The sequence below is a fragment of the Candidatus Foliamicus sp. genome (genome assembly GCF_965221325.1).
In the GTDB taxonomy this organism is placed as follows: domain Bacteria; phylum Pseudomonadota; class Gammaproteobacteria; order Steroidobacterales; family Foliamicaceae; genus Foliamicus.
In genome coordinates, this window is record NZ_OZ244880.1 from 482,565 (window position 1) to 506,078 (window position 23,514).

Here is a 23,514-nt window from a genome sequence, read left to right on the forward strand (position 1 = left end):
GTTTGCCGATGCTGCGCTGATGGAATTCGACTTTCACTGGCTTCGCCCGCTGTGGCTGTTGGCGCTGCCGCTGGCGGCGCTGCCCTGGATCAGCGCGCAGCAGTCCAACGGCCCCTGGGCCAGGGTGGTGGACCCCGCGCTGGCGCCGTTCCTGCTGCGCGAGCGCCACACGCAGGGCGGACAGCGCTGGCGCATTGCCGCTTCGCTGGGATTGGCTGCTTGCCTCCTGGCACTTGCCGGTCCGGCCTGGCGCCAGGCGCCGCAGCCCTTCCAGCGCAGCGCCGATACCATGGTGGCGCTTCTGGATGTTTCGCGTTCGATGCTGGCGGGAGACCTGGCGCCCAGCCGGCTGGATCGCGCCCGCTTGAAGTTGAAGGAAAGTTTGCGCCGCCGCGCCCAGGGCCGGACGGGTTTGGTGGCCTTTTCCGGACATGCATTCACCGTGACGCCCATCACCACCGACGCGGCCACCTTGCTCAACTTGCTCGATGTACTGGAGCCGGAAATAATGCCCAGCCGCGGCAGCAACGTGGCGGCGGCCATCCGCCGCGGCCATCGTTTGCTCGAACAGGCCGAAGCCCGCCAGGGCCGCTTGTTGCTGCTTACCGACTCTGCCGGCGGGCAGAGAGCCGTGGAAGCGGCGCGCCGTCTGCGCGCGGACGGGCACAGTCTGCTGGTACTCGGCGCGGCAACACGAGGTGGCGCTCCGGTTCCCGATATGCAAGGCGGCTTCCTGCGCAGCGCTGATTCCGGTTTGGTGCTCAGCCGCTCGGACGAGGACGCCCTGCTGCGTCTGGCCCGCGAAGGCGGGGGCGCGTTTCGGCCCATGACCGCGGACAACGCCGACCTCGCGGAACTGCTGGGCCGCGGGGTTTCGCGGGGCGCCAGGGCCGCGGCAGGGGATGTAGAGGCTCGGCGCTGGCGCGACGAGGGGCCTCTACTGCTGGTGTTGCTGGCGCCGCTGGCGGCTTTGGCATTTCGCCGCGGATGGGTCTTGGTGTTGCTGGCGGCGCCGCTGGGGGCGGTTGCCGCCGACGGCTGGTTCACTACTGCGGACCGGCAAGGGTTGCGGGCTTTTTCGCAGGGCGAGTATGGGCGCGCGGAGGCATTGTTCGAGGCGCCTGCCTGGAAAGCCGCCGCGGCTTATCGGCAGGGCCGATTCCTGGACGCCGCTCGGCTTCTCAAGGGCTCCCGCGCGGTGCGCGACCGGTACAACCGCGCCACGGCGCTGGCCCGCGCCGGACAAGTTCCCGAGGCCATTCGGCTCTATGAAGAATTGCTGCGCGACCATCCCGGGCATACGGACGCGCGCCACAATCTCGCGATTCTGAAACAGCCAGGCAGCGCCGCTGCCCAGGCAGCCCAGCCGGCGGAAGAAGTGCAGGTGGAACACCCGGCCAATGGACTTGAGCCGGGCGCTGACGAGGAAGTGGCGGCGCCGCTGGCCGATCACGAGGCAATCGGGGATGCGCCGATGCTTCCGGAACAGGCGCAACGCTGGCTGCAGCAGGTTCCCGACGATCCCGGCGGTCTGTTGCGGCGCAAGTTTCAGCGCCAGTATCGTGTCCAGGGGGTGGACCAGGACGGGCGGCCTCTCTGGCCCGGCCCGGCGGACGAGCCATGGTGAAGTTCTGCTTGCGGTTTGGTGGCGCGACACTGGCGCTGGTGCTGTGGCTTGGCGCTCAGGCGCAAACGCCGGCCGCAGAGCCTCCCTTTGTGGTGCGCGCGGAATTGAGCGAACGGCGTCCCTGGGAACGTTCGCAGGTGATTTACACGGTGCGCGTTTATGCGCCCGCCGGAACACGCCGCATCAATCGCATTCGCAGCCTTGACGAACCGGTACTGCTGGGCGGGGAAGCTCTGGTCGAACGGCTGGGAAATGATCGCGAATACAGCGCTCGGCCCGGCGATGACGAGAACCTGATGCTGGTGCGGCGCTATGCCATATTTCCGCAATCGGCCGGCGAGTTGCTGCTGATGCCGCCAAGCCTGAAATGGATCGGCGGCGAGTTCGGCTTTCGTGTCCAAACCTTTGTCCACGATGCGGAACCCGAACGGCTTGAGGTGCGCGCTGTCTCGTCGCCCCCTGCGGGCCAATGGCTGACCGCCGAACACGTGGAGATCTGGGATAAGTTTGAGCGTTCGACGGACCAACTGACCGCCGGCGAGCCACTGGTCCGCCTGCTCGGTGTGCGCGTGAAAGGTCAGCCGGCCCGCCAGATTCCCGAACTCAGCCCCGGCGATGGCGCGAATTTCCGCCATTTCATGGAGCGGGCGGAATTCGAGAATCAGGTTACCCTGGAAGGGCTGGTGGGCGTGCGGCTTCAACGCGCGGCGCTGCTGGCGTCGCGCGCCGGCGAGGTGGTATTGCCGGCATTGCGGTTTGACTGGTGGAACGTGTCCGCCGAGCGCTGGGAAACGGCTGAATTGCCCGAGCGTGTACTGCAGGCGCGCGGGGTGCCCGCTCCCGCTGTTTCTGCGCCTGCCGCGCTGCCGGCCGCGCGCGGAGGCGTCGGCGAATGGTTGGTGGGCATCTTGGCCCTCGGATGGTTCCTGACGGGGGTGGCTTGGTGGGCTTCGAACCGTATCGTGGCGGCGCGCCGCCACCGCCGGGAACTGCAAACGTGGATTTCGGGCCAGGCAGAAGGCGCCGCGCCGCGAAGGGCAAGGGCGCTGGCGAAGCTGGTTGCAGCTTGCGAGCAGCGCGACGCGCAAGGCGCCGAGACAGCCCTGCTGGAGTGGTCGCGCACCGTCTGGACTGCGCCGGCCCCGCGCAACCTCGGCGAATTGGCTGCATGCTGCGGCCAGCCGCTCTCGGAATATTGCCGTCGCCTTTCCGCCGTCCTTTACTCGCCGCGCTCCGAAGGCTGGGAACCTGCGGAGTTGCTTGCCGCGGCGCGTCGAGCGCCACGTCCCGCCGCCCGCTCCAAAGCTCCCCGCCGTGCGCTACCCCCCTTGTGGCCGAAACGGGCCGCTCCGGGCAGCAGGCAGCCTGCCGCGCCGCGCGGTTTGTCCCGCTCGCATTGAGGCCGCCGTGCCCGGCCGCCCTGTACCGCGGTTCACGCGTGCGCGCTGCTAAGCTCCAACGCCAGTCCTGCGCACTGCGGTTCGCGCATGCGCGCTGCAGCGCCACAGCCTGCGACCGGAAACCGGCGCAATATTTGAGCTTTGGGGGCTGCTAAACTTGCCGGGAAAGTTCTTTTGCATGCCGCGTCGTGAATGCTCCAAGCCTCATACCCCCTCCCGTCAGAGCCCGCGTTGAAGAGCGTGATCAAGCTCCCGCGCAAGGCCGCCGCGTTACCGCCGGGTTTGCGGAAAGCCCGCTGGGGAGGATGATGCTGGCGCAGGTGGACGGCGTTCTTTGCCGCGCGGCCTACGCCGACGCATCGCAAGAGCGGGTCTGGCGACAGCTTGTGCGCCGCTGGCAGGGCGCCGACCTGCGGCGCGATGACGACTGGGCCAGGCAAAAGGCGGCGAGTCTTTTTTCGTCGGGCGCGCGGACGGTGGATGTCCTGTTGCGGGGCACGCCGTTTCAACTCGAAGTCTGGCAAGCTCTGTTGGGCGTACCGCCCGGCCGCACGGCATCCTACGGCGAACTGGCCCGGCGCGTACGCCGGCCCGGCGCATCGCGCGCGGTGGGCGGCGCCTTGAATGCCAATCCCGTGGCCTGGCTGGTGCCTTGCCATCGCATCGTGGCCGGAGACGGCACCCTGTGCGGCTACGGCGGCGGACTGCGCCGCAAGCGAAAATTGCTGGCCGCAGAAGGGGCGGTCACGGCGTGAAGCAATCCGGTAGCCCGGCGCTCGCCGCCTTGGACGCCATCCCTGTGGTGAGTGGCGCCAAGTACCGTACGCCGCAGGGATTCAACGCCATCAAGAACGGTCGCAAGCGCGGCGCGGGCAACCCGGCCGACCGGCCCGGCCGCAAGCCGCCCTGGTTGCGCGCGCGGCTGCCTTCGGGCAAGCGCTACTTGGAGCTCAAGGCGCTTATGCGTACGCATCGCTTGGCCACGGTCTGCGAGGAATCGCTGTGTCCGAACATCGGCGAATGCTGGACTGCGGGCACCGCAACTCTGATGGTGATGGGTGGCGTCTGCACCCGGGCCTGCAGTTTCTGCGCGGTCGATACGGGCAATCCTTCCGGCTGGTTGGACCCCGAAGAGCCGGCCAATGCCGCCGAGACCGCGCGCCGCATGGACTTGCGCTACGTGGTGCTTACCTCGGTCGATCGCGACGATCTGCCCGACGGGGGCGCTGCGCATTTTGCCCGCTGTGTTCGGGCCATCCGCCGGCATAGCCCGAAAACGGCCGTGGAAGTGCTCACTCCGGATTTTCGCGGCAGCGAGGAGGCAGTGCGCGCCGTGCTGGCTTCCGGGCCGGTCGTGTTTGCTCACAATATCGAAACCGTCCGCCGGCTGAGCTCGCGGGTGCGCGACCCGAGGGCCGGCTACGATCAGTCGCTGCGGGTGCTCGGCGCCGCGGCTCGTCATGGCGCAGGCATACTGACCAAGTCGAGCATCATGCTCGGCCTTGGAGAGCGCCGCGAAGAGATTCATCAGGCAATGCATGACCTGCGCGCGCATGGCGTGTCGCTGCTTACCCTCGGACAGTACTTGCGTCCCACCCCGCATCACTTGCCGGTGGAACGCTTTGTGCCTCCCGAGGAATTCGCCGAATGGCGCCAAGCCGGCTTGGCGGCCGGGTTCCGGGAGGTCGTGGCGGGCCCCCTGGTGCGCTCCAGTTACCGTGCCGAAAGAGCCCTGATGGGGAACAACGCCGGCGTGGAGTTACGTTCCGCAACGGTCCCGGCAGGTAACATTGCCGAACCCGCGCTCTCGCATTCCTGAGTTGCGGGTCTAGGAGGTAGGAATGAAAAAACTGGTCATTGTTGTATTGGCGCTCGCTGTGGCGGGCTGCGTGAGCGAATCCACCATGCGGGTCCAGGCCAACCAGCAGTTTCAGCAGATGCGCCGGCAAATACCGATTTCCAAGGACCCTGTAGAGCGCGCCTACATCTTCTGCGTGGCCACGGCCGTACTGCGCGTGGTGGAAGAACCCTACGCCAGCCGCGCTTGGGAGGTCGAGGTGTTCGACATGCCCGAGGCCAACGCCTTCGCCATGCCTGGCGGCAAGATCGGTGTTTTCACCGGCCTTCTGGATGTGGCCCAGAATCAGCACCAGTTGGCCGCCGTAATTGGCCACGAAATCGCGCATGTAACCCGCCAGCACTCGGTGGCTCAGACCAACCGCGGCATAGTGACCCAGGGCGCGGCGGCAGTGCTGGGAGGCAGCGTCGGTATGCAGCAGGAAGCCCAGGTGCTGGCCCAGATCGGGCTTGGCCTGCCTTTCAGCCGCAAGCACGAGAGTGAGGCGGATGAAGTCGGATTGTTCTACATGGCCGAAGCGGGCTTCGATCCGCGTGCCAGCATTAAGCTTTGGCAGAACATGGCGGCGAAGCCGGGTAGCCGACCCCCGCAGTTCCTGTCCACTCATCCGGCGCCGGGAGACCGCACGGAGAAGCTGATCGCGGGAATGAGCGACGCTCTGGCGCGCTACAACGCGGCGCTCGCAAACGGCGTGCGGCCGGTGTGCGAGTAGGCGCCGTACGGGCCGGGGTTGCATTTTTTGCCCACCAAGGCGGGTTTCTTTCCGGTCTGATTCTGGTAGGCTTGATGCTGCCGCACCGCTATGCGTGTCGGTAGTTTTTGGAAATACCTGGGGGCAACATCATGCTGCGTTTGAATCTGGTTCTGGTGTCCGCGGCCTTCGCGCTGGCCGCATGTGGGGGCGGCGAGCCGCCTGCCGATGACGGGATGTCCGCCGGCGATTCCGCCGCGGAGAGTGCGCCCGCCGAGCAGGAAGCGGCGGAGATCGAAGCGGCCGCCGACGCCGAAAGCGACGCGGCGTGGGATGAAGCGATGGCGGCGGTGCTGGCCGGCGAACACCGCGGCGCGAGCCGCAGCGGTGCGCCCAACGCGGACCGCGATGCGGCGCGGAATCCGGCAGAAACGCTCAAATTCTTTGGCTTGCAGCCGGACTCCAAGGTAGTGGAGATTTGGCCGTCGGGCGGCTGGTACACGGAAATCATCGCTCCATTCGTGGCCGCGGAGGGGCAGTTCTACGGTGCGCACATTCCCGCCGACCATGAGAACGAGCGCTTCCGCAGAGGAGTCGAGAATTACATGGCGAAGCTGGCGGAGAGTCCCGAAGTCTATGGCGATGCGCAGGTCACGGTGATGTTCCCGGAAAAGATGGCGCTGGCGCCTGAGCCCGTGGACCTGATCTTGAGTTTTCGCAACGTACATAACTGGATGGCTTTCGGCTTCGCCGATGAGGCGTTTCAGGCCTTCTACGAGGCGCTGAAGCCAGGCGGGATACTGGGTATCGTCGAACACCGCGGCGACCCCGACAAGGAGCAGGACCCCAAGGCCGAATCCGGATACGTCACCGAGGCCTATACCATCGCAATGGCTGAGAAGGCCGGTTTCGTGCTGGACGCGCAGTCCGAAATCAACGCCAATCCCAATGACACTCGCGATTATCCCGAAGGCGTGTGGACGCTGCCGCCCACGCTCCGCTTGGGCGATGAGGATCGAGAGAAATACGTGGCCATCGGAGAGAGCGACCGCTACACGATGCGCTTCCGCAAGCCCGAATAGCGCCTCCAGCAAAGTAACGAGGGCGTGTGCTTTCGGGCACGCGCCCGCGTTTCCTTGCGGCGCTCAATTCCCGGTGCGCGCTCATTACAATACGCCGCCATGATCCGTGCCGACTCGCTGCGCAAACACTACGGCGCCATCAAGGCTGTTGACGGGATTTCCTTCCGCATAGAGCCGGGGGAAATCGTAGGCTTGCTAGGCCCCAATGGAGCCGGCAAGACCACCACGATGCGCATGTGCGCCGGCTACCTGGCGCCCACCTCGGGCAGCGTGCAGATCCACGGCCACGACCTGCTCACGCACACACTGCCGGCCCGCAAGACCTTCGGCTACCTGCCGGAGGGTGCGCCGCTCTGGGGGGAAATGACCCCGCGCACCTTCCTGGATTTCATCGCCGACATCCGCGAACTGCGCGGCGTAGCGCGTGCCGAGCGGATCGAGGAAGTGGCCGCGCTGCTGCAACTGCATGGCGTCTTCGATCAGCGCATCGAAACCCTTTCCAAAGGCTTTCGGCGCCGCGTGGGTCTGGCGCAGGCGATCCTGCATGACCCTCCGGTGCTGCTGCTGGACGAGCCCACCGACGGCCTGGACCCGAACCAGAAACACGAGGTGCGGGAACTCATACGTGGCATGTCCAGCGACAAGATCGTGGTCATTTCCACCCATATCCTCGAGGAAGTGGAAGCCGTCTGCAGCCGCGCCATCATCGTTGCCGCGGGGCGCATAGTGGCCGACGATACGCCGGCCGCGCTGGCCGCCACCTCCGAGTCCGGGCGGCTGGATCGCGTGTTTCGCCGCATCACCACGGGGCAGCAACCATGATGCGGCATGTCTGGACTATTGCGCGCCGCGAATTGCGCGCCTACTTCGCCACTCCGGTGGCCTACGTCTTCATCGTGATCTTCGTCGCGCTAAGTGGTGTATTCACGTTTTATCTCGGCAATTTCTTCGAACGCGAACAAGCCGACCTCTCGCCGTTTTTCGGGTTCCATCCCTGGCTGCACCTGGTGCTGGCGCCGGCCGTTTCGATGCGCCTGTGGGCCGAGGAGCGCCAGTCGGGAAGCGTGGAGCTGTTGATGTGTCTGCCAATCACCGCCTGGCAGGCGGTGCTGGGCAAGTTCCTGGCTGCCTGGTGCTTCATCGCCGCCGCGCTGGCGCTTACCTTTCCCACCTGGATCACGGTCAACTACCTGGGCGATCCCGACAACGGCGTGATTCTGGCGGCCTATTGTGGCAGCTTGCTGATGGCGGGCGCCTATCTGGCCATAGGCGCGTGCATTTCGGCGGCCTGCCGCAGCCAGGTGGTGGCTTTCGTCACCACCGTGGTTGTGTGTTTTGCCTTCCTGCTGGCCGGGTTCCCGCTGGTACTGGACGCCTTTGCCGGCTGGGCGCCGCAGTTGCTCGTGGACATTGTCGGCTCACTGGGCTTTCTGACCCATTTCAACGCCATCAGCAAGGGTGTGCTGGATGCGCGGGACGTGTTGTATTTTCTCCTCGTGATCGCCGCTTTCCTCTACGCCAACGCCATCGTCCTCGACCTGGGGCGGGGGGACTAGCGTGACGCAAGTGAGAAGCGCGCGCTACGGGCGGCTGGGCCTGGGCGCCCTGGCGATCGTGTTCCTGACTGCGGTGGGGCTGGTCAATCTTGCCTTGCGCGGCGCCCGCCTGGACCTTACCGAAGCTCGGCTCTACACGTTGTCGGATGGCGCACGCGAGGTACTGGAATCGATTGCCGAGCCCATTCAACTTTACTTCTTCATTTCCCGGTCCGGCTTGGCGGACAGTCCTGGCCTTAGGGCCTGGGCCGACCGCGTCGAGGACATGCTGGCCGAGTTCGAGTCCGCCGCTGATGGCCGGCTTCAGGTGAGCGTTATCGATCCGGCGCCGTTTTCCGAGGAAGAGGATCGCGCGGCGGCTTTCGGACTGCAGGGTGTGCGCTTGCAGATCAGTGACGAACCGCTGTACTTCGGCGTGGCCGGGTCCAATGCGGTCGGCGACGAGGAACTCATCCCCTTCATGGACCCGCAGCGCGAGCAGTTCCTCGAGTACGACCTGGCGAAACTCGTGCATACCCTTTCGGACGCTTCGCAGCCGTCGGTTGGCCTGATTAGCGGCTTGCCGCTCACCGGCGGTTTCGATCCGGCCACAACCAGCATGACGGAACCCTGGATCATTACTTCGCAGATCAGCGAACTGTTCGACCTCAGGAGTCTGGACGGCAGCGACGACCTGCTCGACGAAGAAATCGATGTATTGCTGCTCGTGCATCCCAAGGGTTACACGCCCGCGCAGTTGTACGACCTGGAGCAATTCCTGTTTCGCGGCGGGCGGGCGCTGATATTTGTCGATCCGCTTGCCGAGGCTGATCCCGCCAGTCCGCCGGGCGGCGCGATGGCCGGCATGCCCGCCGACCGGTCGTCGAACCTTGCGCCGCTGCTCTCGCATTGGGGTCTGGAGATGCCCCGCGATGCGGTTGCGGGCGACGCGCTATACGCCTTGCGGGTCAGCGAGGCCGACGGCACCCTGATGCGCCACCCGGCGTACATCGGGGTGGATCTTCAGCAAGCGGACTCCGGCGAAGTGGTGACCGCGCAACTGGACGTGCTCAACTTCGCGTTTTCCGGCTATCTGAAGACTCTGGAAGAACCTGCTTTGGAGATCGCGCCGCTGGTGCGCAGCAGCGCTGAAGCCGGATCGCTCAACCCCAACATGCTGGCTTTCGCGCCCGACGTCAACAGCCTCTGGTCGGGATTCACTCCCAGCGACGAAATACTGACCCTGGCAGTGCGGCTCAGCGGTAGAGTGGGCAGCGCATTTCCGGACGGGCGCCCCGAGGAACCTGCGCTCCCCGCCGAGGAGGATGACGGGCTCCAGGCCAATCCACTGGCGGCGGCCGAAGCCCCGGACGAGTCGGATGCATTGCCGCCCCTGGAACACCTTGCCGAGGGTGAAGTGCAGGCCATCGTGGTGGCGGACGCCGATCTGCTATCGGACCGGATGTGGGCGCAGGCGCAAAGCCTGTTCGGCCAGCGCCTCATCACCGCCTTTGCCAGCAACGGTGATTTCGTAATCAATGCGCTGGATCAGTTGTCCGGCAGCGCGGGGTTGATGTCCCTGCGGGGTCGGGCTGCGTTCTCGCGTCCGTTCAAGCGGGTTGATGCCCTGCGTGTGGAGGCGGAAGCGCAGTTCCGCCGCACCGAGGACCAGCTTCAGCAGGAACTGGCAAGCACCGAAAGCAGGCTCGCGGAACTGCAGCAGGCGCGCGACGACGTCTATGCCCTGAGTCTGACGCCTGAGCAGGAAGCGGAACTGGAAAAATTCACCGAGGAGCGCTTGCGCATCCGCAAGGAGCTGCGCGAAGTGCGCCGCAACCTGGACGCCAGCATCCAGCGCCTCGGAGCGGTGCTCAAGATCGTCAACATAGGTCTCGTCCCGCTGTTGATCGGTTTGGGCGGCCTGGCGGTGGCGCTCATGCGCAGGCGCGGACGCCGCAGCGACGCATGAATCGCCGCAGCCTCGTCATCCTGGCCGGGCTGGCCGCTGCGCTGGCGGTGGTCCTGTTGCTGAGCCGCGTCGATTTCAATCGTGGCGGGGATATGAGCGGACTGCATGCGCCCGGCCTGGCAGAACGTCTCGCGGACCTGGAGTCTCTGCGCGTAGTGCATGCGGGCAACGAAGTCCTGGCCACGATCAGGCGCAGCGGTGGGGGCTGGACGGTGGACGAAAACGGCGGCCATCCCGTCAACTTCGAGCGCTTCCGCGGCGTCCTGAACGCGCTGTCGCAGGCTCGCAGGGTGGAACGCAAGACGGCGCTGCCCGAGTTCTATCCGCGGTTGGGCGTTGAAGATCCGGCCGCTCCCGATGCAGCCGGCTATCTGCTGGAGCTTGAATACGGCGGTCGGCATCCGTCCGAGGGCTTTATCGTCGGCCGCCGCGCCGGGACCGGCATGGCCTATATCCGCACCGCCGGCGAGACGCAAAGCTGGATGGTAAGCGCCGATTTCGATTTGTCGGACGTGCGCCGCGATTGGCTGGATCGCGATGTGGTGAACCTGGCTTCCAGCCAGGTGCGGCGGGTGCTGCTGGATCGCGGCGGGGGCGACCTTCTGGAGATCGCCAAGGAGGATGCCGACGCCATCAATTTCACTCCGCTGGGCATCCCCGAAGGCCGCGAGCTAAGCTACGGCAGCGTGGCCAACAGCATAGCCGGCGCCTTGGCCAACGTGCAGGCCAACGATGTGCGTCCGGCCGCGGAGGTGGTGCCGCTGCCCCGCGCCGCTACGGCTAGCTACGAAACCTTCGATGGCTTGCGGCTGAACCTGGACGTGCGCGAGGAGGCGCCTGCCGCTGCCGAAGATAGCGGCGAAGAGGATCCTCGCTACTGGGTGCTGTTCTCGGCCGCGGCGCTGCAGGCGCCCGCCGCTGTGTCGGATGTGGATTCAAACGCTGAATCGCTGCATGAGGCGCCGGGCGACGCGGCGGAGGAAACTGAGGAGCCGTCCGCTACCACTGATGCGGATGAGGCTGGGTTGGAAGTGGCAGGCGAGGCCTCGGAAGAACCGACACCCGCCACGGAAGAGCCGGCCCCGAGCGCCGACGCGCGCGCTGCGGAGCTGAACGCCAAGCTGGGCGGCTGGGCCTACGAGCTGCCTGAGTTCAAGAGCGATCAGTTGTTCAGGAAAATGGACGATCTGCTCAAGGATGAATAAGTGCTGCAGCTACCGGCAGGTATTGACGGAAAAGAACAGTAAATGAACTCGCTCGCGGAAATGGTGTATGGATTGTCCGTCTGGGCAGTTCCGCTGCTGCTTGCCATCACGCTCCACGAGGCCGCGCACGGCTACGCGGCGCTGAAGCTTGGCGATGACACGGCCCAGCGTCTGGGCCGCATTTCCATCAACCCGCTGCGCCACATCGATCCGTTCGGAACGGTTGCGATGCCTGTGCTCCTGCTGCTGCTCTCCGGCGGCTCTTTCATGTTCGGCTACGCCAAGCCGGTGCCGGTCGCCTTTCATCGCCTGCGCAATCCGCGCCTTGATATGGTCAAGGTGGCCGCGGCCGGACCCTTATGCAACATATTGCAGGCCTGGGTCGCGGCGTTGCTCTTGCATGTCCTGAATCCGCCGCTGTCCGGCCTTGACGCCTGGTTTGCGCAGGTCCTGAATGTGGCGATCTATTTCAATCTGCTGCTGGCGGTGTTCAACATGTTGCCGCTGCCGCCGCTGGATGGCGGCCGGGTGGCGGTGGGCTTGCTTCCCGATTCGCTGGCGCGGCCTCTGGCTCGTCTGGAACGGCATGGCTTTGCCTTGCTGCTGGCTCTGTTCTTCGTGCTCCCGTGGTTGGGCGCCCAATTGGGGCGGAACTGGAGCATCTTCCAGGCCTTTATCCTGCCTGTAACCCGCCAACTGCGCGCGCTTATCCTGCCGCTTGCCGGACACTTCTGAACGCCGCCCTCAGGCGCAGCAGGGCCGCCGTGAATCCGAGCGCCGCCGCAAACGCGAATTTTCCATGCGCTGGGGTGCGCTACAATCGAAAACCCGTCCTTCTTCGAGGAGGCATGTCCAATGTATATCAATTTCTGGTACGCCGCAGAGCGGTCCCACAAGCTCACGGCCGACGCGCCTTTGCGGGTGCGCATGCTGAGCCACGACTTCGTGCTGTTTCGTGACTCCAATGGCAAGGCCCATTGCCTGAGCGACACCTGCATCCATCGCGGCGCGGCGCTGTCGGGAGGCAAGATCAAGGGCGATTGCGTGCAATGTCCGTATCACGGCTGGCAATACAACGGAGCCGGTCAATGCGTGAACATACCTTCGCTCGGCCCCGAAGGGCGCACCAAGGTGCCGCCGCGCGGCCAGGTGGACGCCTACCCAACCGAAGAGCGCTACGGACTGATCTTCGTGTTCCTCGGTGACCTGCCCGAAGAAGAGCGCCCGCCCATAATGCCGATTCCCGAGTGGGGTAAGGAAGGCTGGCGGGCCAACACCATGGACTACCACTGGAACGCCAACTACGAGCGCGCCGTGGAGAACGGCCTGGACCCGGCGCACAACGAATTCGTGCATCCCACCCACGGCTATTCCGGCGAGCGCGATGCCTACAAGGTCAACGAACTGCGCCTGGAGCACCACGAGCACGGCTTTGCCTTCATGCACACCTTCCAGTCGCCGCCGCTGAAGAACTGGCTGATGAAGAAGATCCGTAACTACGATGGGCCGCTGGACGCGGGTTCGGGCCACCACGGGCCCAACGGTCTCTACACCTACATTCATCTCACCCCCACCAAGTGGTTTCATCAATACGTTTACGAAACCCCCGTGGACGAGCACATTCTGCATACCTTCCTGGTGTCCATGCGCAACTGCATGATCCCCAAAAACAAGTGGTTCCTGAAGATTGCCGACCAGCAAATGGACAAGCGCAACTTCGCCATTGCCGAGCAGGACCGGGTCGTGATCGAAAAGCTCGACCCGATATGCACGCCGGCCGAGCGCAGTACGCGCGAATTGCTGATGCCGGCCGACAAGGTGATCTGGCTCTACCGCGAGCGCCTGGAGCAGTGGGACGAGAAGGGCTGGCGCATCGACGCCGATGAGCTAAAGCGCATGCGCGCCAAGCGCAACGTGGTTTACGCCATTCCTTCGCCGGCGCGGCGCACATCCAAAGCCTGGGTGCTGGACCCCGTGCCGCTGGTCGAGCCCAAACCCACGGCGCAACCGCTGCGCGCCGTCGGCGCCTGACTGCTATCCCGGCTGCCGATTGGCGGCAGCGAGGGTTGACGCTTTAGGGTCCTGCTTTCGGGCGGGCTAACCGGCCAGCCCGGATACTTCACCGGATTCCGGGCTTCCCGGCGCAGTCTGTCGCGAGCCATCGCGTGCCCCCGAGCGCGTGGCCCGCAGGCGCTGGCGCACATCGCCGCCGATCGCCATCACGCAGGGCACATATACCAGCACCAGCGGCGGGGCCAACAGCAGCCCGAACACCAGCGTAATGGCCAGCGGCTGGACTAGCTGCGCCTGCAGGCTCCTTTCGAACAGGATCGGCGTGACTCCCACGATAGTCGTCAGGCTGGTCATCAACACCGGCCGCAGCCGCTCCCGGGCGCCGTGCTGCAGCGCTTCCAGAAGCGAATCGCCCTCGTCGCGGTGCCGCTGCACCGCCGATACCAGGATGATGGAATCGTTAACCAGCACACCCGCCAATCCCAGCAGCGCCACCAGGCTGAACAGGCTGAGATTGAAGCCCAGCGCCATGTGTCCGAGGATTGCACCCACCAAGCCGAAGGGGATCACGCTCATCACCACCAGCGGTGTGCCATAGCGTGCGAACACCCAGGCCAGCACGATATAGATACTGCCCAGCGCTACTATTGCGGCCATGCGGAAATCCGCCAGAGCTTCGCTCTGCTGCTCGGCTCGCCCCTTGAAGTTCACGGATACGCCGTATTGCTCCCGCATCGCGCGGATGATTCCCTGTTCTTCCATGGCGCGAATCACCTGCCCGCTGGTGGTGATGGCGGGATTCAGGTCCGCCGAAACGCTGACCTGCGTCAGTCCGTCAATGCGCCGAATCTGAGCGAAGCCCACACGCTGGCGCAGGTTGACGACTTCCGTGAGGGGCACTTCCTCGCCGCTGCGCGAGCGCAGGTACAAGCTACGCAGCCCGGATTGATCCGGGCCGGCTTCCGGCAGCTTCACCAACACCTTCAACTCTTCCTCGTCTCGCGGAACTCGATCGGCGAGGGCGCCTTCGTAGGCATTGCGGACCTGCCGCGCTACTTCCGCGGCGCTGAAGCCCATCGCCTCGCCGGCGGGGGTGATCTCCAGCAGCACCTCCTGTTTGCCGCGCGGCAAGTCGTCATCGACCGAATCCACGCCGGGCACTGCCACCAACCAGCGCTCTACGTAGCCGGATGCCGCCTTGAGGTCTTCCAGACTGCTGCCGGACAGACTCAGGTCCAGGTCGGCGCCGGGCGGCCCAGCAATCTGGCGTGAGAAGAAGATCAGCTTCTCCACTCCCGCCGCCCTGCGGGTCTCCTGTTTCCAGGCCTCGATGAACGCTTCGTTACGCACCGTCCGGATGTCGCCTGGCGCAAGCTCCAGCGTATATACACCCATGTGATCGCCGCTCACCTCCAGCGGCGCGTTACCCACGCCCGGATCGCGAGTGGCCACGGAGCCGACCCCGAACACCACCAACTCGCCCGGACCGGCGCCGAGCTGTTGTTCCGCAGCCCGCGCAGCGCGGCCAAGCTCCGCCACCATGTCTTCCGATTCGCGCCGCGGCGCGCCCGGCGCCAGGGCGAAGTTGGCATAGACGAGGTCCGACTCCGGGGCGGGGAAGAAATCGAAGCCTACGCGGCCGGTGCCCATCAGGGTGATGGATAGCAGGAACAGGCATACGGCGGTCGTGACGCTGGCATACCGTTGCCGCAGCGCGCCTTCGAGAAACCGGCTGAACAGACCGTCCCGGAAATGCTCGAAGCCGGCCTCGAATCGCTTGCGCCAGCGTGCCGGCGGGCGTTGCTTGGTCAGCGCGGTGCGCAAATGCATGGGCAGCACCAGAAAGCACTCCACGAGGCTGGCGAGGATGACCATGGCCAGGGTAATGGGCAGTTCCTTCACTACGCTGCCCACCTCTTCCTCGATCATGAGGATAGGCAGGAAGGCCGCCAGAGTGGTCAGCGAGGCCGCCATGACCGGTGGAAACATCACCCGCGAGGCGCGTTCGGCCGCTTGGCCGCCCGACATCCCCGCGGCATGCAGCTTGCCGGCATGCTCCGATACCACGATGGCGTCGTCCACGATGATCCCGATCCCCATGATCAGCGCGAACATGCTGATCATGTTGAGAGTCAATCCCACCGCGGCCATGCCCGCCATTGCGGCCAGGAAGGAAACCGGAATGCCTACCGCCACCCAGAAGGCAGGGCGCCCGCCCAGGAACAGGTAGAGAACGGCCAGCACCAGGAGCAGCCCGCCGAAGCCGTTGCTGAGCAGCATGTCTATCCGTTGCGTGACCTGATTCGCGAACACATCGAACAGGTCCACGCGCAGGCTGCTTGGCGCACGTGCCTTGAACTCCTCAAGGTAGCTTTCGACCAACTGTTGCGCCACCATGGAGTCCACGCCGCGGCTGCGCCGCACATTGAGGTTGATCGATGGATGTTCGCCCACCCTGCGCGCCACTTCGCCATCGGCGGGCGTTTCATGAATTCGCGCGATGTCTTTCAGGCGCAGCCGTTCGCCGGAATCGTTGGCCAGCACCTCCACCTCGCCCAGCTCGGCGGCGGTGCGCGCCCGGCGCTCGCTGCGGATCTGCCGGGATATGCGTTCGGTGTCCACGTTGCCGCCCGGCAAATCGAGACTGGAGCGGGCAATCCGCTGTGCGATGTCGTCCAGCGTGAGGTCGAGGCGGCGCAGAGTTTCGGCCGGAACCTCCACGCGCAACTCGCTTCTGCGCAGTCCGCTCATACGCACCGAACTGACGCCCCGCTGCAGCAGGTCGTTGCGGATTTCCCAGGCGTAGGACTTGAGGGCGCTCTCGCTGAATGGCCCGGAAATCTCAATGTTGCAGATCACTTCGCTGGGCTGCAGCAAGCGCACCACGGGCCGCTCCATTTCCTGCGGAAAGGTGGCCACGCGGGCTACCGCCGACTGCACATCGGTCAGCGCCTTGGCCATATTGCTGCCGAAGTCGAACCCTGCCGCAACCACACCCCGGCCTTCAAAGGCGGTCGCGTCAAGCTTGTCCACGTTGTCCAGGAGCAGCAGTTCGCGTTCCAGCGGCTCGATCACGTTCGACTGCATGTCCTGCGGGCTGGCCCCGGCCCAGGTAATGTCGATCTGGATCTGCTCCAACGTGAAGTCGGGCATCAATTGACGGTTGAGTTGCTGCACCCCGAGCAGGCCGAACAGGATCATCAGTGCCAGGATCAGGTTGCCTGCCACCTTGTGGCGGGCAAAGAACACGAGGAAGCGGCTGGATGCCATGCTTAGCGGTCCGCTAGTCCACGATCAGGGCGCGGGCATTGTCGCCTGCTTCGCGCAACTGGGTGATCACTACCTGCTCGCCATTCCTCAGCGGGTTCTCCGACGCTGCGCCCAGCAGCATCGTTTCGCCGTCGTAGCCGATCACTTCCACGGCACGTGTGCGCAGCCGCCCGTCCTGCACCACGAATACCTGGTTTTCCCCATACAGAGCGGTATCCGGCACCGGCGCCACCTGCGAGTACGCGCGGTCGTCCAGTTCGATGCGCACGAACGCGCCCGGTCGCAACGGCGTGTCCACCGAGGCGTCAAGCAATTCCGCAAACACGCGGATGCCCCCGCTGGCGGCGGCAATCTCGCCGCCAATGCGCTCTATGCGGCCTTGGTATTCGAGCTCGGTTTCGCCGATTTCCCAGAATATGCGCACCGCGCGGCCGGCAATGTTGCCTTCGGAAATTAAACGCCCGAACTGTTGGTTGGAGAGCGGGAATCCCGCCTCCAGCGAACCCGGATCGACGATTCTCGCCACCCGGTCCGTGGTCGATAGCTGCCGGCCCAGGTTGGCGGCCACATCCACCAGCACGCCGTCGTAGGGCGCAACCAGGCGCGTGTCGGCCAGATTGCGTTCGGCGCGGCGCGAACTGGCCTGGCTGCGTTCCAGCGCAGCGCGCGCCATTTCCAGTTCCAGCAGCGCCGTATCCCGCTGTTGGGTGGACACATTGCCTTCGCCAAACAAAGCTTCGATCCGCTCCATGTCCTGCTGCTTCAGCCTCAGTTGCGCTTCGGCTTCCACGGTTGCGGCCCGCTGTTCCGCCAGGGCGATTTCGTAGTCGAAGGGATCTACGCGCAGCAGCAATTCGCCCCGGCGCACCGCGGCGCCTTCACGAAAGTTTGCGCCCACTTCCACTATGGGGCCGGGGGCGAGCGCCCGGAGCTCGCTCTCGCGTCCGGCCACGATCTCCCCGTACAGCTTTAATACGGGGCGCAGATCCTGGAAACGGGCGGTGGCCACCCGCACCGGCCATTCCATTTCCACCTGTTCCACCGGCGCCATGCTGGGGCGCGTGAGCACCAGCATGGCTACAATTCCTGCGGTAGCAAGAAGGATCAGCAGCGGAAGGGTCTTGCGTCGCATCTGGTGCTATTGTGTACCATATTGTCGGTAAGTAGGTTCGGTTCCAAGCGTCCGCGCGGATTCGCCGGCGCGAAAACAGCCGATTTACCGTTATTCCGCTTGACATGCGTGACGCAATTGTGAGATTATGGGCCGTTCCGTCCACGGAGGGGTACCCAAGCGGTCAACGGGGGCAGACTGTAAATCTGCTGGCTCAGCCTTCGTAGGTTCGAATCCTACCCCCTCCAGTTTGTGGGAGGTGGCTGTATCCCCAGGATTTCTTGAGTACCCGGCTGGGGAACGGCCACAAATGGGTTTGTGGAGCATTGCGGGCGTAGTTCAATGGTAGAACCTCAGCCTTCCAAGCTGATGATGTGGGTTCAATTCCCATCGTCCGCTCCATCTGGAAGGGGGTGAATGTCGCCCACATAGCTCAGTCGGTAGAGCACTTCCTTGGTAAGGAAGAGGTCACCGGTTCAAGTCCGGTTGTGGGCTTTTTCATGTTTGTTTTGCAACTTCAGGCCGCGTTGCCGAGGCCGGTGCGCGGACAGGAGGAGAAGTGATGGCCAAGGCGAAATTCGAACGTACCAAGCCGCATGTAAACGTAGGCACGATAGGCCACGTGGATCATGGCAAGACGACTTTGACGGCGGCGTTGACGAAGATCATGGCAGCGCGTCATGGTGGTGAGATCAAGGCGTTTGACGAGATTGACAATGCTCCCGAGGAGCGCGAGCGCGGGATAACGATTGCGACGGCGCATGTGGAGTATGAGAGTGAGGGTCGTCACTACGCGCACGTGGACTGTCCGGGTCACGCGGATTATGTGAAGAACATGATTACGGGTGCGGCGCAGATGGACGGTGCGGTGCTGGTGGTGAGTGCGGCGGACGGTCCGATGCCGCAGACGCGCGAGCACATATTGCTGGCGCGTCAGGTGGGAGTTCCGTATATCGTGGTCTATCTGAACAAGTCGGACATGGTGGACGATGACGAGTTGCTGGAGCTGGTGGAGTTGGAGGTACGCGACCTGCTCTCGCAGTATGACTTTCCGGGTGACGACACGCCGGTGATTATCGGCAGTGCCTTGCAGGCCTTGGAGGGTGCGGAAGGCGATCGTGGGGTAGGCAGTGTTCAGGCATTGGTGGAGGCGATGGACAGCTACATTCCGGAGCCGGAGCGCGCGGTGGATGGTGCGTTTTTGATGCCGATTGAGGACGTATTTTCGATTGCCGGGCGTGGCACGGTGGTGACGGGCCGTGTGGAGCGTGGCGTGGTTCATGTGGGCGAGGAAGTTGAGATTGTGGGCATCAAGGACACGTCCAAGACCACCTGTACGGGCGTGGAGATGTTTCGCAAGCTGTTGGACGAGGGGCGAGCGGGCGACAATGTGGGCGTATTGCTGCGCGGTGTGAAGCGTGATGAGGTGGAGCGCGGTCAGGTTTTGTCGCGTCCGGGTTCGATTACGCCGCACACGCGTTTTGAGGCGGAGGTTTATGTATTGACCAAGGAGGAGGGCGGTCGTCACACGCCGTTTTTCCGAGGTTATCGTCCGCAGTTTTATTTTCGCACCACGGATGTGACGGGTGCGGTGACATTGCCTGCGGATGTTGAGATGGTGATGCCGGGCGACAACATACGCATGGAGGTGGACTTGATTTCGCCGATTGCGATGGAGGACGGTCTGCGCTTTGCGATTCGCGAGGGCGGACGCACCGTCGGCGCCGGCGTCGTCGCCAAGGTGGTGGAGTAGAGCGGCCGTTACCAACCGTTGAAACGCAGCAGGCCAGTAGCTCAATTTGGTAGAGCAGCGGTCTCCAAAACCGCAGGTTGGGGGTTCGAGTCCCTCCTGGCCTGCCAATCTCTGAGAGGTTCGCGCGCGTCAGGCGATGAAAGACAGCAACAACCCAATAAAAACCGGCAATTCACTCGACGCGGCGTGGCTGTTGCTCGCTGCGCTGCTGCTGGTGGGCGGCGTCTATGCCTTCTACTTCTTCGAGGACATGTCGATCCTCGTGCGCGTTGGAGGTGTGCTGCTGAGCCTGACGCTGGCCGCCGTGGTGCTGCTGCGCACCACCCGTGGCCAGGACGCCTGGCAGTTCGTCCAGAGCTCGCGCGTGGAATTGCGCAAGGTGGTATGGCCCAATCGCCAGGAGACCCTGCAAACCACCGCCACCGTGCTGGTGATTGTGCTGATCCTGTGCGTGTTCTTTTGGCTGCTGGACATGGGTCTGGCAGCTATTACCCGCTGGTTCACCAACGCCTAACCGGGGTCCGCGACGCCATGCACTGGTACATCGTTCAGTCGTACTCCAATTACGAGGAGAAGGTGAAAGAAGCCCTTCTGGAGCGCATTCGCCGCGAGAAAATGGAGCACAAGTTCGGCCGCGTCATGGTTCCCACCGAGGAAGTGGTGGAGATGCGCGAAGGTCGAAAGCGCCGGTCCTCGCGCCGTTTCTTTCCCGGCTACGTGCTGGTGGAGATGGACCTCGACGAGAGTTCCTGGTACCTGGTCAACAGCGTGCCGCGAGTGCTGGGTTTTGTGGGCGGCACCAGCGAGCATCCCGAACCGATCAGCCCGGACGAGGCCGACCGCATTCTGCAGCAGGTCGAGGAAGGCTCCGAGAAGCCCCGCCCCAAAGTGCTCTACGAGCCCGGCGAGGTGGTGCGCGTGGTGGACGGACCGTTCAACGATTTCAACGGCGTTGTGGAGCAGGTCAACTACGAGAAGAACCGGCTGCGTGTGGCCGTGCAGATTCTCGGCCGCTCGACCCCGGTCGAACTCAGTTTCGGCCAGGTGCGCAAGGCCTGATCCGGATTACCGTTCCGAGAGGCGCGAATTATGGCAAAGAACGTAATGGCACTGGTCAAGATGCAGGTCCCGGCGGGACAGGCCAATCCCAGTCCTCCGGTGGGGCCGGCGCTTGGTCAGCACGGCGTGAACCTGATGGAGTTCTGCAAGGCTTTCAATTCCCAGACTTCGAGTCTGGAGCCCGGCATGGTGACCCCGGTGGTCGTAACCATCTACAACGACCGCAGTTTCAGTTTCATCACCAAGACCCCGCCGGCGGCCGTGTTGCTCCGGCGCGCTGCCGGCGTGGACAAGGGAAGTGGCGTACCCAACCTCGAGAAGGTGGGCACAGTGACACGCGCTCAGCTTGAGGAAATCGTGCGCAGCAAGGAGCCGGACCTGACCGCTGCCGACATGGACGCCGCCGTGCGCACCATTGCCGGCACGGCGCGCAGCATGGGCTTGACCGTGGCTGGCGCGGAGGTTTAGGCATGGCCCGTTTGAGCAAGCGCCAGAAGGCGTTCCGCGAGTTGCCCGGGCGCAAGGAGGCGCTGCCCGTGGAGGAAGCCATTCGCGTGGTCCGGGAGGCGCCGGGCACCGCCTTTGGCGAGTCGGTGGATGTGGCCGTGAACCTCAACGTGGATCCGCGCAAGGCCGACCAGATCGTGCGCGGCGCAACCGTGCTTCCGTGCGGGCTGGGCAAGGAAGTCCGCGTGGCCGTGTTTGCTGACGGCGAGGCAGCCGAGGCAGCGGTGGAGGCCGGGGCCGACGCCGTGGGCATGGAAGATCTTGCCGAAGAAGTCAAGACGGGCAAGATCGAACACGATGTGTACATCGCCGCCCCCAACGCCATGCGCGTGGTGGGCGCGCTGGGCCGGGTGCTCGGCCCGCGCGGGCTGATGCCGAACCCCAAGTCCGGCACCGTTACTCCCAACGTAGCCGATGCCGTGCGCAACGCCAAGGCGGGGCAGGTGCGTTATCGCACCGACAAGTCGGGCATCGTGCATTGCTCCATCGGCAAGAAGAATTTCAGCGAGGAGGACATCCTCGCCAACCTGACGGCGCTGCTCGGCGAGTTGACCAAGGCCAAGCCGCCGGCAGCCAAGGGCGTTTACATGCAGCGCATCACCTTGTCCACAACCATGGGGCCAGGTGTGCGCGTCGATCAGTCCAGCATCAAGCTGCAATAGACGGAGCCCCAACCATGCCTCTGAACCTGCAGCGGAAAAAGGAACTGGTCGAAGACCTGCGCGCCACGGCCGAGAACGCCGTGGCCGCGGCGGCGGCCGACTACCGCGGTTTGAATGTCGCCGAGATGACCGATCTGCGCCGTCAGGCGCGCGGCGCCGGCGTTACCCTGCGGGTGGTCAAGAACACCTTGTCGCGGCGCGCGGTCAAGGACACGCCCTGCGAGAGCCTTGCCGAAGCGCTCACCGGCCCCATGCTGCTGGCCTTTTCGACCGATGATCCCGGCGCCATCGCAAGGCTTTTCAAGGACTTTGCGAAGCAGCACGAATTGCTGGAGCCGCGCGGCTTCGTGCTCGACGGCGTCCTGTATGCCGGCGATCAGACCGACCGCATTGCCACGTTACCGACGCTGGACGGCGCCCGCGCAAAGCTCTTGGGCGCGCTCAAGGCGCCCATGCAGAAACTTGCCGCGACGTTGGCCGAGCCCCCGGCGAAATTGGCCCGACTGCTGGAAGCACGCCGCGGCCAGGCAGGCGCCGATTGACGCTGGCGCCGCATCGAATTGCTGAACCAAATCCCGTAAGGAGTTAGTCATGACTGTAGGAAGAACCGAAATCCGCGAAGCGCTGGGCAAGATGCCGGTGCTCGAATTGGTCGAACTGATCAAGGAACTGGAAGAGGAGTGGGGCGTGAGCGCCGCTGCCGCCGTCGTTGCTGGTCCCGCGGCCGGGCCGGCCGATGAAGCTGGCGCCGCCGAGGAACAGACGGAGTTCACGGTGATGCTGCAGAGTTTCGGCTCCTCCAAGGTGGGCGTGATCAAGGCCCTGCGCTCCATTACCAGCCTCGGCCTCAAGGAAGCCAAGGACATGGTCGAGGGCGCCCCCGTTGCGGTCTCGGAGAATGTCTCCAAGGAAGACGCCGAGAAGTTCAAGGCCACGCTAGAGGAAGCCGGCGCGACGGTCGAAGTCAAGTAGTTGGGCATTGTCTGCCCACACTGGGAGCGAGGGTGTTCCCCCTCCGGCTTCGCGGCTGCGCCTCGGTCGCGCCCCTCTCGGCGCGGTCTTGCGGCTGCGCTTCGGTCGCGCCGCGCTTGGTCCGGCTATGCGGTTGCGCTTCGATCCCGCCCCACTTGGTTCCCTTCTTCCGGGAGACGCATGAATCCATCCATGGAGCTCGCTTCCGCCATCCTGGCTCCAACGCTCCCGGAAGAAGGGAACCAAGTGGGGCTACAGCGAGTGTGCAAGCTATCGCCCGCCAGCGGGAGCCTTTCTCGCATCCAATCTTTTGGGGAGCGTTGGAGCCAGGATGGCGAACCCGAGTTTCATGGGCCGGCTCGCGGCGAGTGTGCAACCAGTCGCCCGCCAACGGGAGCTTTTCTCGCATCCAACCTTTTTCGGGAGCGTTGGAGCCAGGATGGCGAACCCGAGCTTCATGGGCCGGCTCGCGGCGAGCGTACAACCAGTCGCCCGCCAACGGGAGCCTTTCTCGCATCCAACCTTTTGGGGAGCGTTGGAGCCAGGATGGCGAACTCGAGTTTCATGGGCCGGCTCGCGGCGAGCGTTCAACCAGTCGCTCTCCAGCGGGAGCCTTTCTCGCATCAAGCCTTTTGGGGAGCGTTGGAGCCAGGATGGCGAACCCGAGCCCACGGTCCGGACCACGGCGAGTTGTGCAAGCAATCGCCCTCCGGTGGGAGCCTTTCTCGCATCCAACCTTTTGGGGAGCGTTGGAGCCAGGATGGCGAAACCGAGCCAGGGATGGCGCCTCCCCAAAAGGT

The 23,514-nt window shown here is 64.6% G+C and carries 21 protein-coding genes and 4 tRNA genes; 23 read left to right on the plus strand and 2 right to left on the minus strand.

From position 1 onward, the window contains the following. Nucleotides 1-19 precede the first annotated feature (19 nt). From ACWCOO_RS02240 to ACWCOO_RS02295, 12 genes are all read left to right on the plus strand, one after another. On the plus strand, nucleotides 20-1,627 hold the full coding sequence (locus tag ACWCOO_RS02240) for a VWA domain-containing protein (RefSeq protein ID WP_446831349.1): 1,608 nt from the start codon (nucleotides 20-22) through the stop codon (nucleotides 1,625-1,627). Continuing rightward, on the plus strand, nucleotides 1,621-3,027 hold the full coding sequence (locus ACWCOO_RS02245; protein WP_446831350.1) for a BatD family protein: 1,407 nt from the start codon (nucleotides 1,621-1,623) through the stop codon (nucleotides 3,025-3,027). Before ACWCOO_RS02240 ends, ACWCOO_RS02245 begins: the two co-directional genes overlap by 7 nt. Nucleotides 3,028-3,215: 188 nt before the next feature. After that, nucleotides 3,216-3,782: a methylated-DNA--[protein]-cysteine S-methyltransferase gene (locus tag ACWCOO_RS02250; RefSeq protein ID WP_446831351.1), complete on the plus strand. Its 567-nt coding sequence runs from the start codon at nucleotides 3,216-3,218 to the stop codon at nucleotides 3,780-3,782. Further along, nucleotides 3,779-4,846 (plus strand): lipoyl synthase, encoded by a 1,068-nt coding sequence (gene lipA / locus ACWCOO_RS02255; protein ID WP_446831352.1) that lies wholly within the window; start codon nucleotides 3,779-3,781, stop codon nucleotides 4,844-4,846. Before ACWCOO_RS02250 ends, lipA begins: the two co-directional genes overlap by 4 nt. Nucleotides 4,847-4,868: 22 nt before the next feature. Then, the gene (locus tag ACWCOO_RS02260) at nucleotides 4,869-5,597 is read left to right on the plus strand and encodes a M48 family metallopeptidase (RefSeq protein ID WP_446831353.1); all 729 of its coding nucleotides are present in this window, start codon (nucleotides 4,869-4,871) and stop codon (nucleotides 5,595-5,597) included. Between the two features lie 131 nt (nucleotides 5,598-5,728). Beyond that, the gene (locus tag ACWCOO_RS02265; protein WP_446831354.1) at nucleotides 5,729-6,658 is read left to right on the plus strand and encodes a class I SAM-dependent methyltransferase; all 930 of its coding nucleotides are present in this window, start codon (nucleotides 5,729-5,731) and stop codon (nucleotides 6,656-6,658) included. 99 nt (nucleotides 6,659-6,757) lie between these two features. Beyond that, nucleotides 6,758-7,480, plus strand: coding sequence for an ABC transporter ATP-binding protein (locus ACWCOO_RS02270; protein WP_446831355.1), 723 nt, complete (start codon nucleotides 6,758-6,760; stop codon nucleotides 7,478-7,480). Continuing rightward, the gene (locus ACWCOO_RS02275; RefSeq protein ID WP_446831980.1) at nucleotides 7,480-8,214 is read left to right on the plus strand and encodes an ABC transporter permease subunit; all 735 of its coding nucleotides are present in this window, start codon (nucleotides 7,480-7,482) and stop codon (nucleotides 8,212-8,214) included. Before ACWCOO_RS02270 ends, ACWCOO_RS02275 begins: the two co-directional genes overlap by 1 nt. Before the next feature lies 1 nt (nucleotide 8,215). After that, nucleotides 8,216-10,162, plus strand: a complete 1,947-nt coding sequence (locus ACWCOO_RS02280) for a Gldg family protein (protein WP_446831356.1) — start codon at nucleotides 8,216-8,218, stop codon at nucleotides 10,160-10,162. Continuing rightward, complete coding sequence (locus tag ACWCOO_RS02285; protein ID WP_446831357.1) at nucleotides 10,159-11,367, plus strand: DUF4340 domain-containing protein; 1,209 nt, start codon at nucleotides 10,159-10,161, stop codon at nucleotides 11,365-11,367. Before ACWCOO_RS02280 ends, ACWCOO_RS02285 begins: the two co-directional genes overlap by 4 nt. Nucleotides 11,368-11,409: 42 nt before the next feature. Further along, entirely contained in the window at nucleotides 11,410-12,102 is a 693-nt protein-coding gene (locus ACWCOO_RS02290) for a site-2 protease family protein (RefSeq protein WP_446831358.1), read from the plus strand. A 120-nt stretch (nucleotides 12,103-12,222) separates the two neighbouring features. Then, nucleotides 12,223-13,398, plus strand: coding sequence for an aromatic ring-hydroxylating dioxygenase subunit alpha (locus ACWCOO_RS02295; RefSeq protein WP_446831359.1), 1,176 nt, complete (start codon nucleotides 12,223-12,225; stop codon nucleotides 13,396-13,398). Between the two features lie 66 nt (nucleotides 13,399-13,464). Here ACWCOO_RS02295 and ACWCOO_RS02300 read toward each other — a convergent pair whose 3' ends face one another. Together ACWCOO_RS02300 and ACWCOO_RS02305 are read right to left on the minus strand one after the other, a co-directional pair. Next, the gene (locus tag ACWCOO_RS02300) at nucleotides 13,465-16,650 is read right to left on the minus strand and encodes an efflux RND transporter permease subunit (protein ID WP_446831360.1); all 3,186 of its coding nucleotides are present in this window, start codon (nucleotides 16,648-16,650) and stop codon (nucleotides 13,465-13,467) included. A gap of 13 nt (nucleotides 16,651-16,663) precedes the next feature. Further along, nucleotides 16,664-17,782, minus strand: a complete 1,119-nt coding sequence (locus ACWCOO_RS02305) for an efflux RND transporter periplasmic adaptor subunit (RefSeq protein WP_446831361.1) — start codon at nucleotides 17,780-17,782, stop codon at nucleotides 16,664-16,666. A gap of 145 nt (nucleotides 17,783-17,927) precedes the next feature. Between ACWCOO_RS02305 and ACWCOO_RS02310 the strand changes: the two genes are divergently transcribed. From ACWCOO_RS02310 to rplL, 11 genes are all read left to right on the plus strand, one after another. Beyond that, nucleotides 17,928-18,009, plus strand: a tRNA-Tyr gene (locus ACWCOO_RS02310). Nucleotides 18,010-18,089: 80 nt separating this feature from the next. Next, nucleotides 18,090-18,163 (plus strand) — tRNA-Gly (locus ACWCOO_RS02315). Nucleotides 18,164-18,183: 20 nt separating this feature from the next. Continuing rightward, nucleotides 18,184-18,256 (plus strand) — tRNA-Thr (locus ACWCOO_RS02320). Nucleotides 18,257-18,323: 67 nt separating this feature from the next. Further along, nucleotides 18,324-19,514: an elongation factor Tu gene (gene tuf, locus ACWCOO_RS02325; protein WP_446831362.1), complete on the plus strand. Its 1,191-nt coding sequence runs from the start codon at nucleotides 18,324-18,326 to the stop codon at nucleotides 19,512-19,514. A 30-nt stretch (nucleotides 19,515-19,544) separates the two neighbouring features. Next, nucleotides 19,545-19,621: transfer RNA gene (locus ACWCOO_RS02330), tRNA-Trp, on the plus strand. Nucleotides 19,622-19,650: 29 nt separating this feature from the next. After that, on the plus strand, nucleotides 19,651-20,028 hold the full coding sequence (gene secE, locus ACWCOO_RS02335) for a preprotein translocase subunit SecE (RefSeq protein WP_446831363.1): 378 nt from the start codon (nucleotides 19,651-19,653) through the stop codon (nucleotides 20,026-20,028). 17 nt (nucleotides 20,029-20,045) lie between these two features. Beyond that, nucleotides 20,046-20,573, plus strand: coding sequence for a transcription termination/antitermination protein NusG (gene nusG, locus ACWCOO_RS02340; RefSeq protein WP_446831364.1), 528 nt, complete (start codon nucleotides 20,046-20,048; stop codon nucleotides 20,571-20,573). A 30-nt stretch (nucleotides 20,574-20,603) separates the two neighbouring features. Beyond that, nucleotides 20,604-21,041 carry a 50S ribosomal protein L11 gene (rplK, locus tag ACWCOO_RS02345; RefSeq protein ID WP_446831365.1) on the plus strand — a complete coding sequence of 146 codons (438 nt, stop codon included), beginning with the start codon at nucleotides 20,604-20,606 and terminating at the stop codon, nucleotides 21,039-21,041. A 2-nt stretch (nucleotides 21,042-21,043) separates the two neighbouring features. Beyond that, nucleotides 21,044-21,742, plus strand: a complete 699-nt coding sequence (rplA, locus tag ACWCOO_RS02350) for a 50S ribosomal protein L1 (RefSeq protein WP_446831366.1) — start codon at nucleotides 21,044-21,046, stop codon at nucleotides 21,740-21,742. 14 nt (nucleotides 21,743-21,756) lie between these two features. Beyond that, nucleotides 21,757-22,284 (plus strand): 50S ribosomal protein L10, encoded by a 528-nt coding sequence (gene rplJ, locus ACWCOO_RS02355; RefSeq protein ID WP_446831367.1) that lies wholly within the window; start codon nucleotides 21,757-21,759, stop codon nucleotides 22,282-22,284. Nucleotides 22,285-22,333: 49 nt separating this feature from the next. Beyond that, nucleotides 22,334-22,714: a 50S ribosomal protein L7/L12 gene (rplL, locus tag ACWCOO_RS02360; protein ID WP_446831368.1), complete on the plus strand. Its 381-nt coding sequence runs from the start codon at nucleotides 22,334-22,336 to the stop codon at nucleotides 22,712-22,714. The last annotated feature ends 800 nt before the right edge of the window (nucleotides 22,715-23,514 follow it).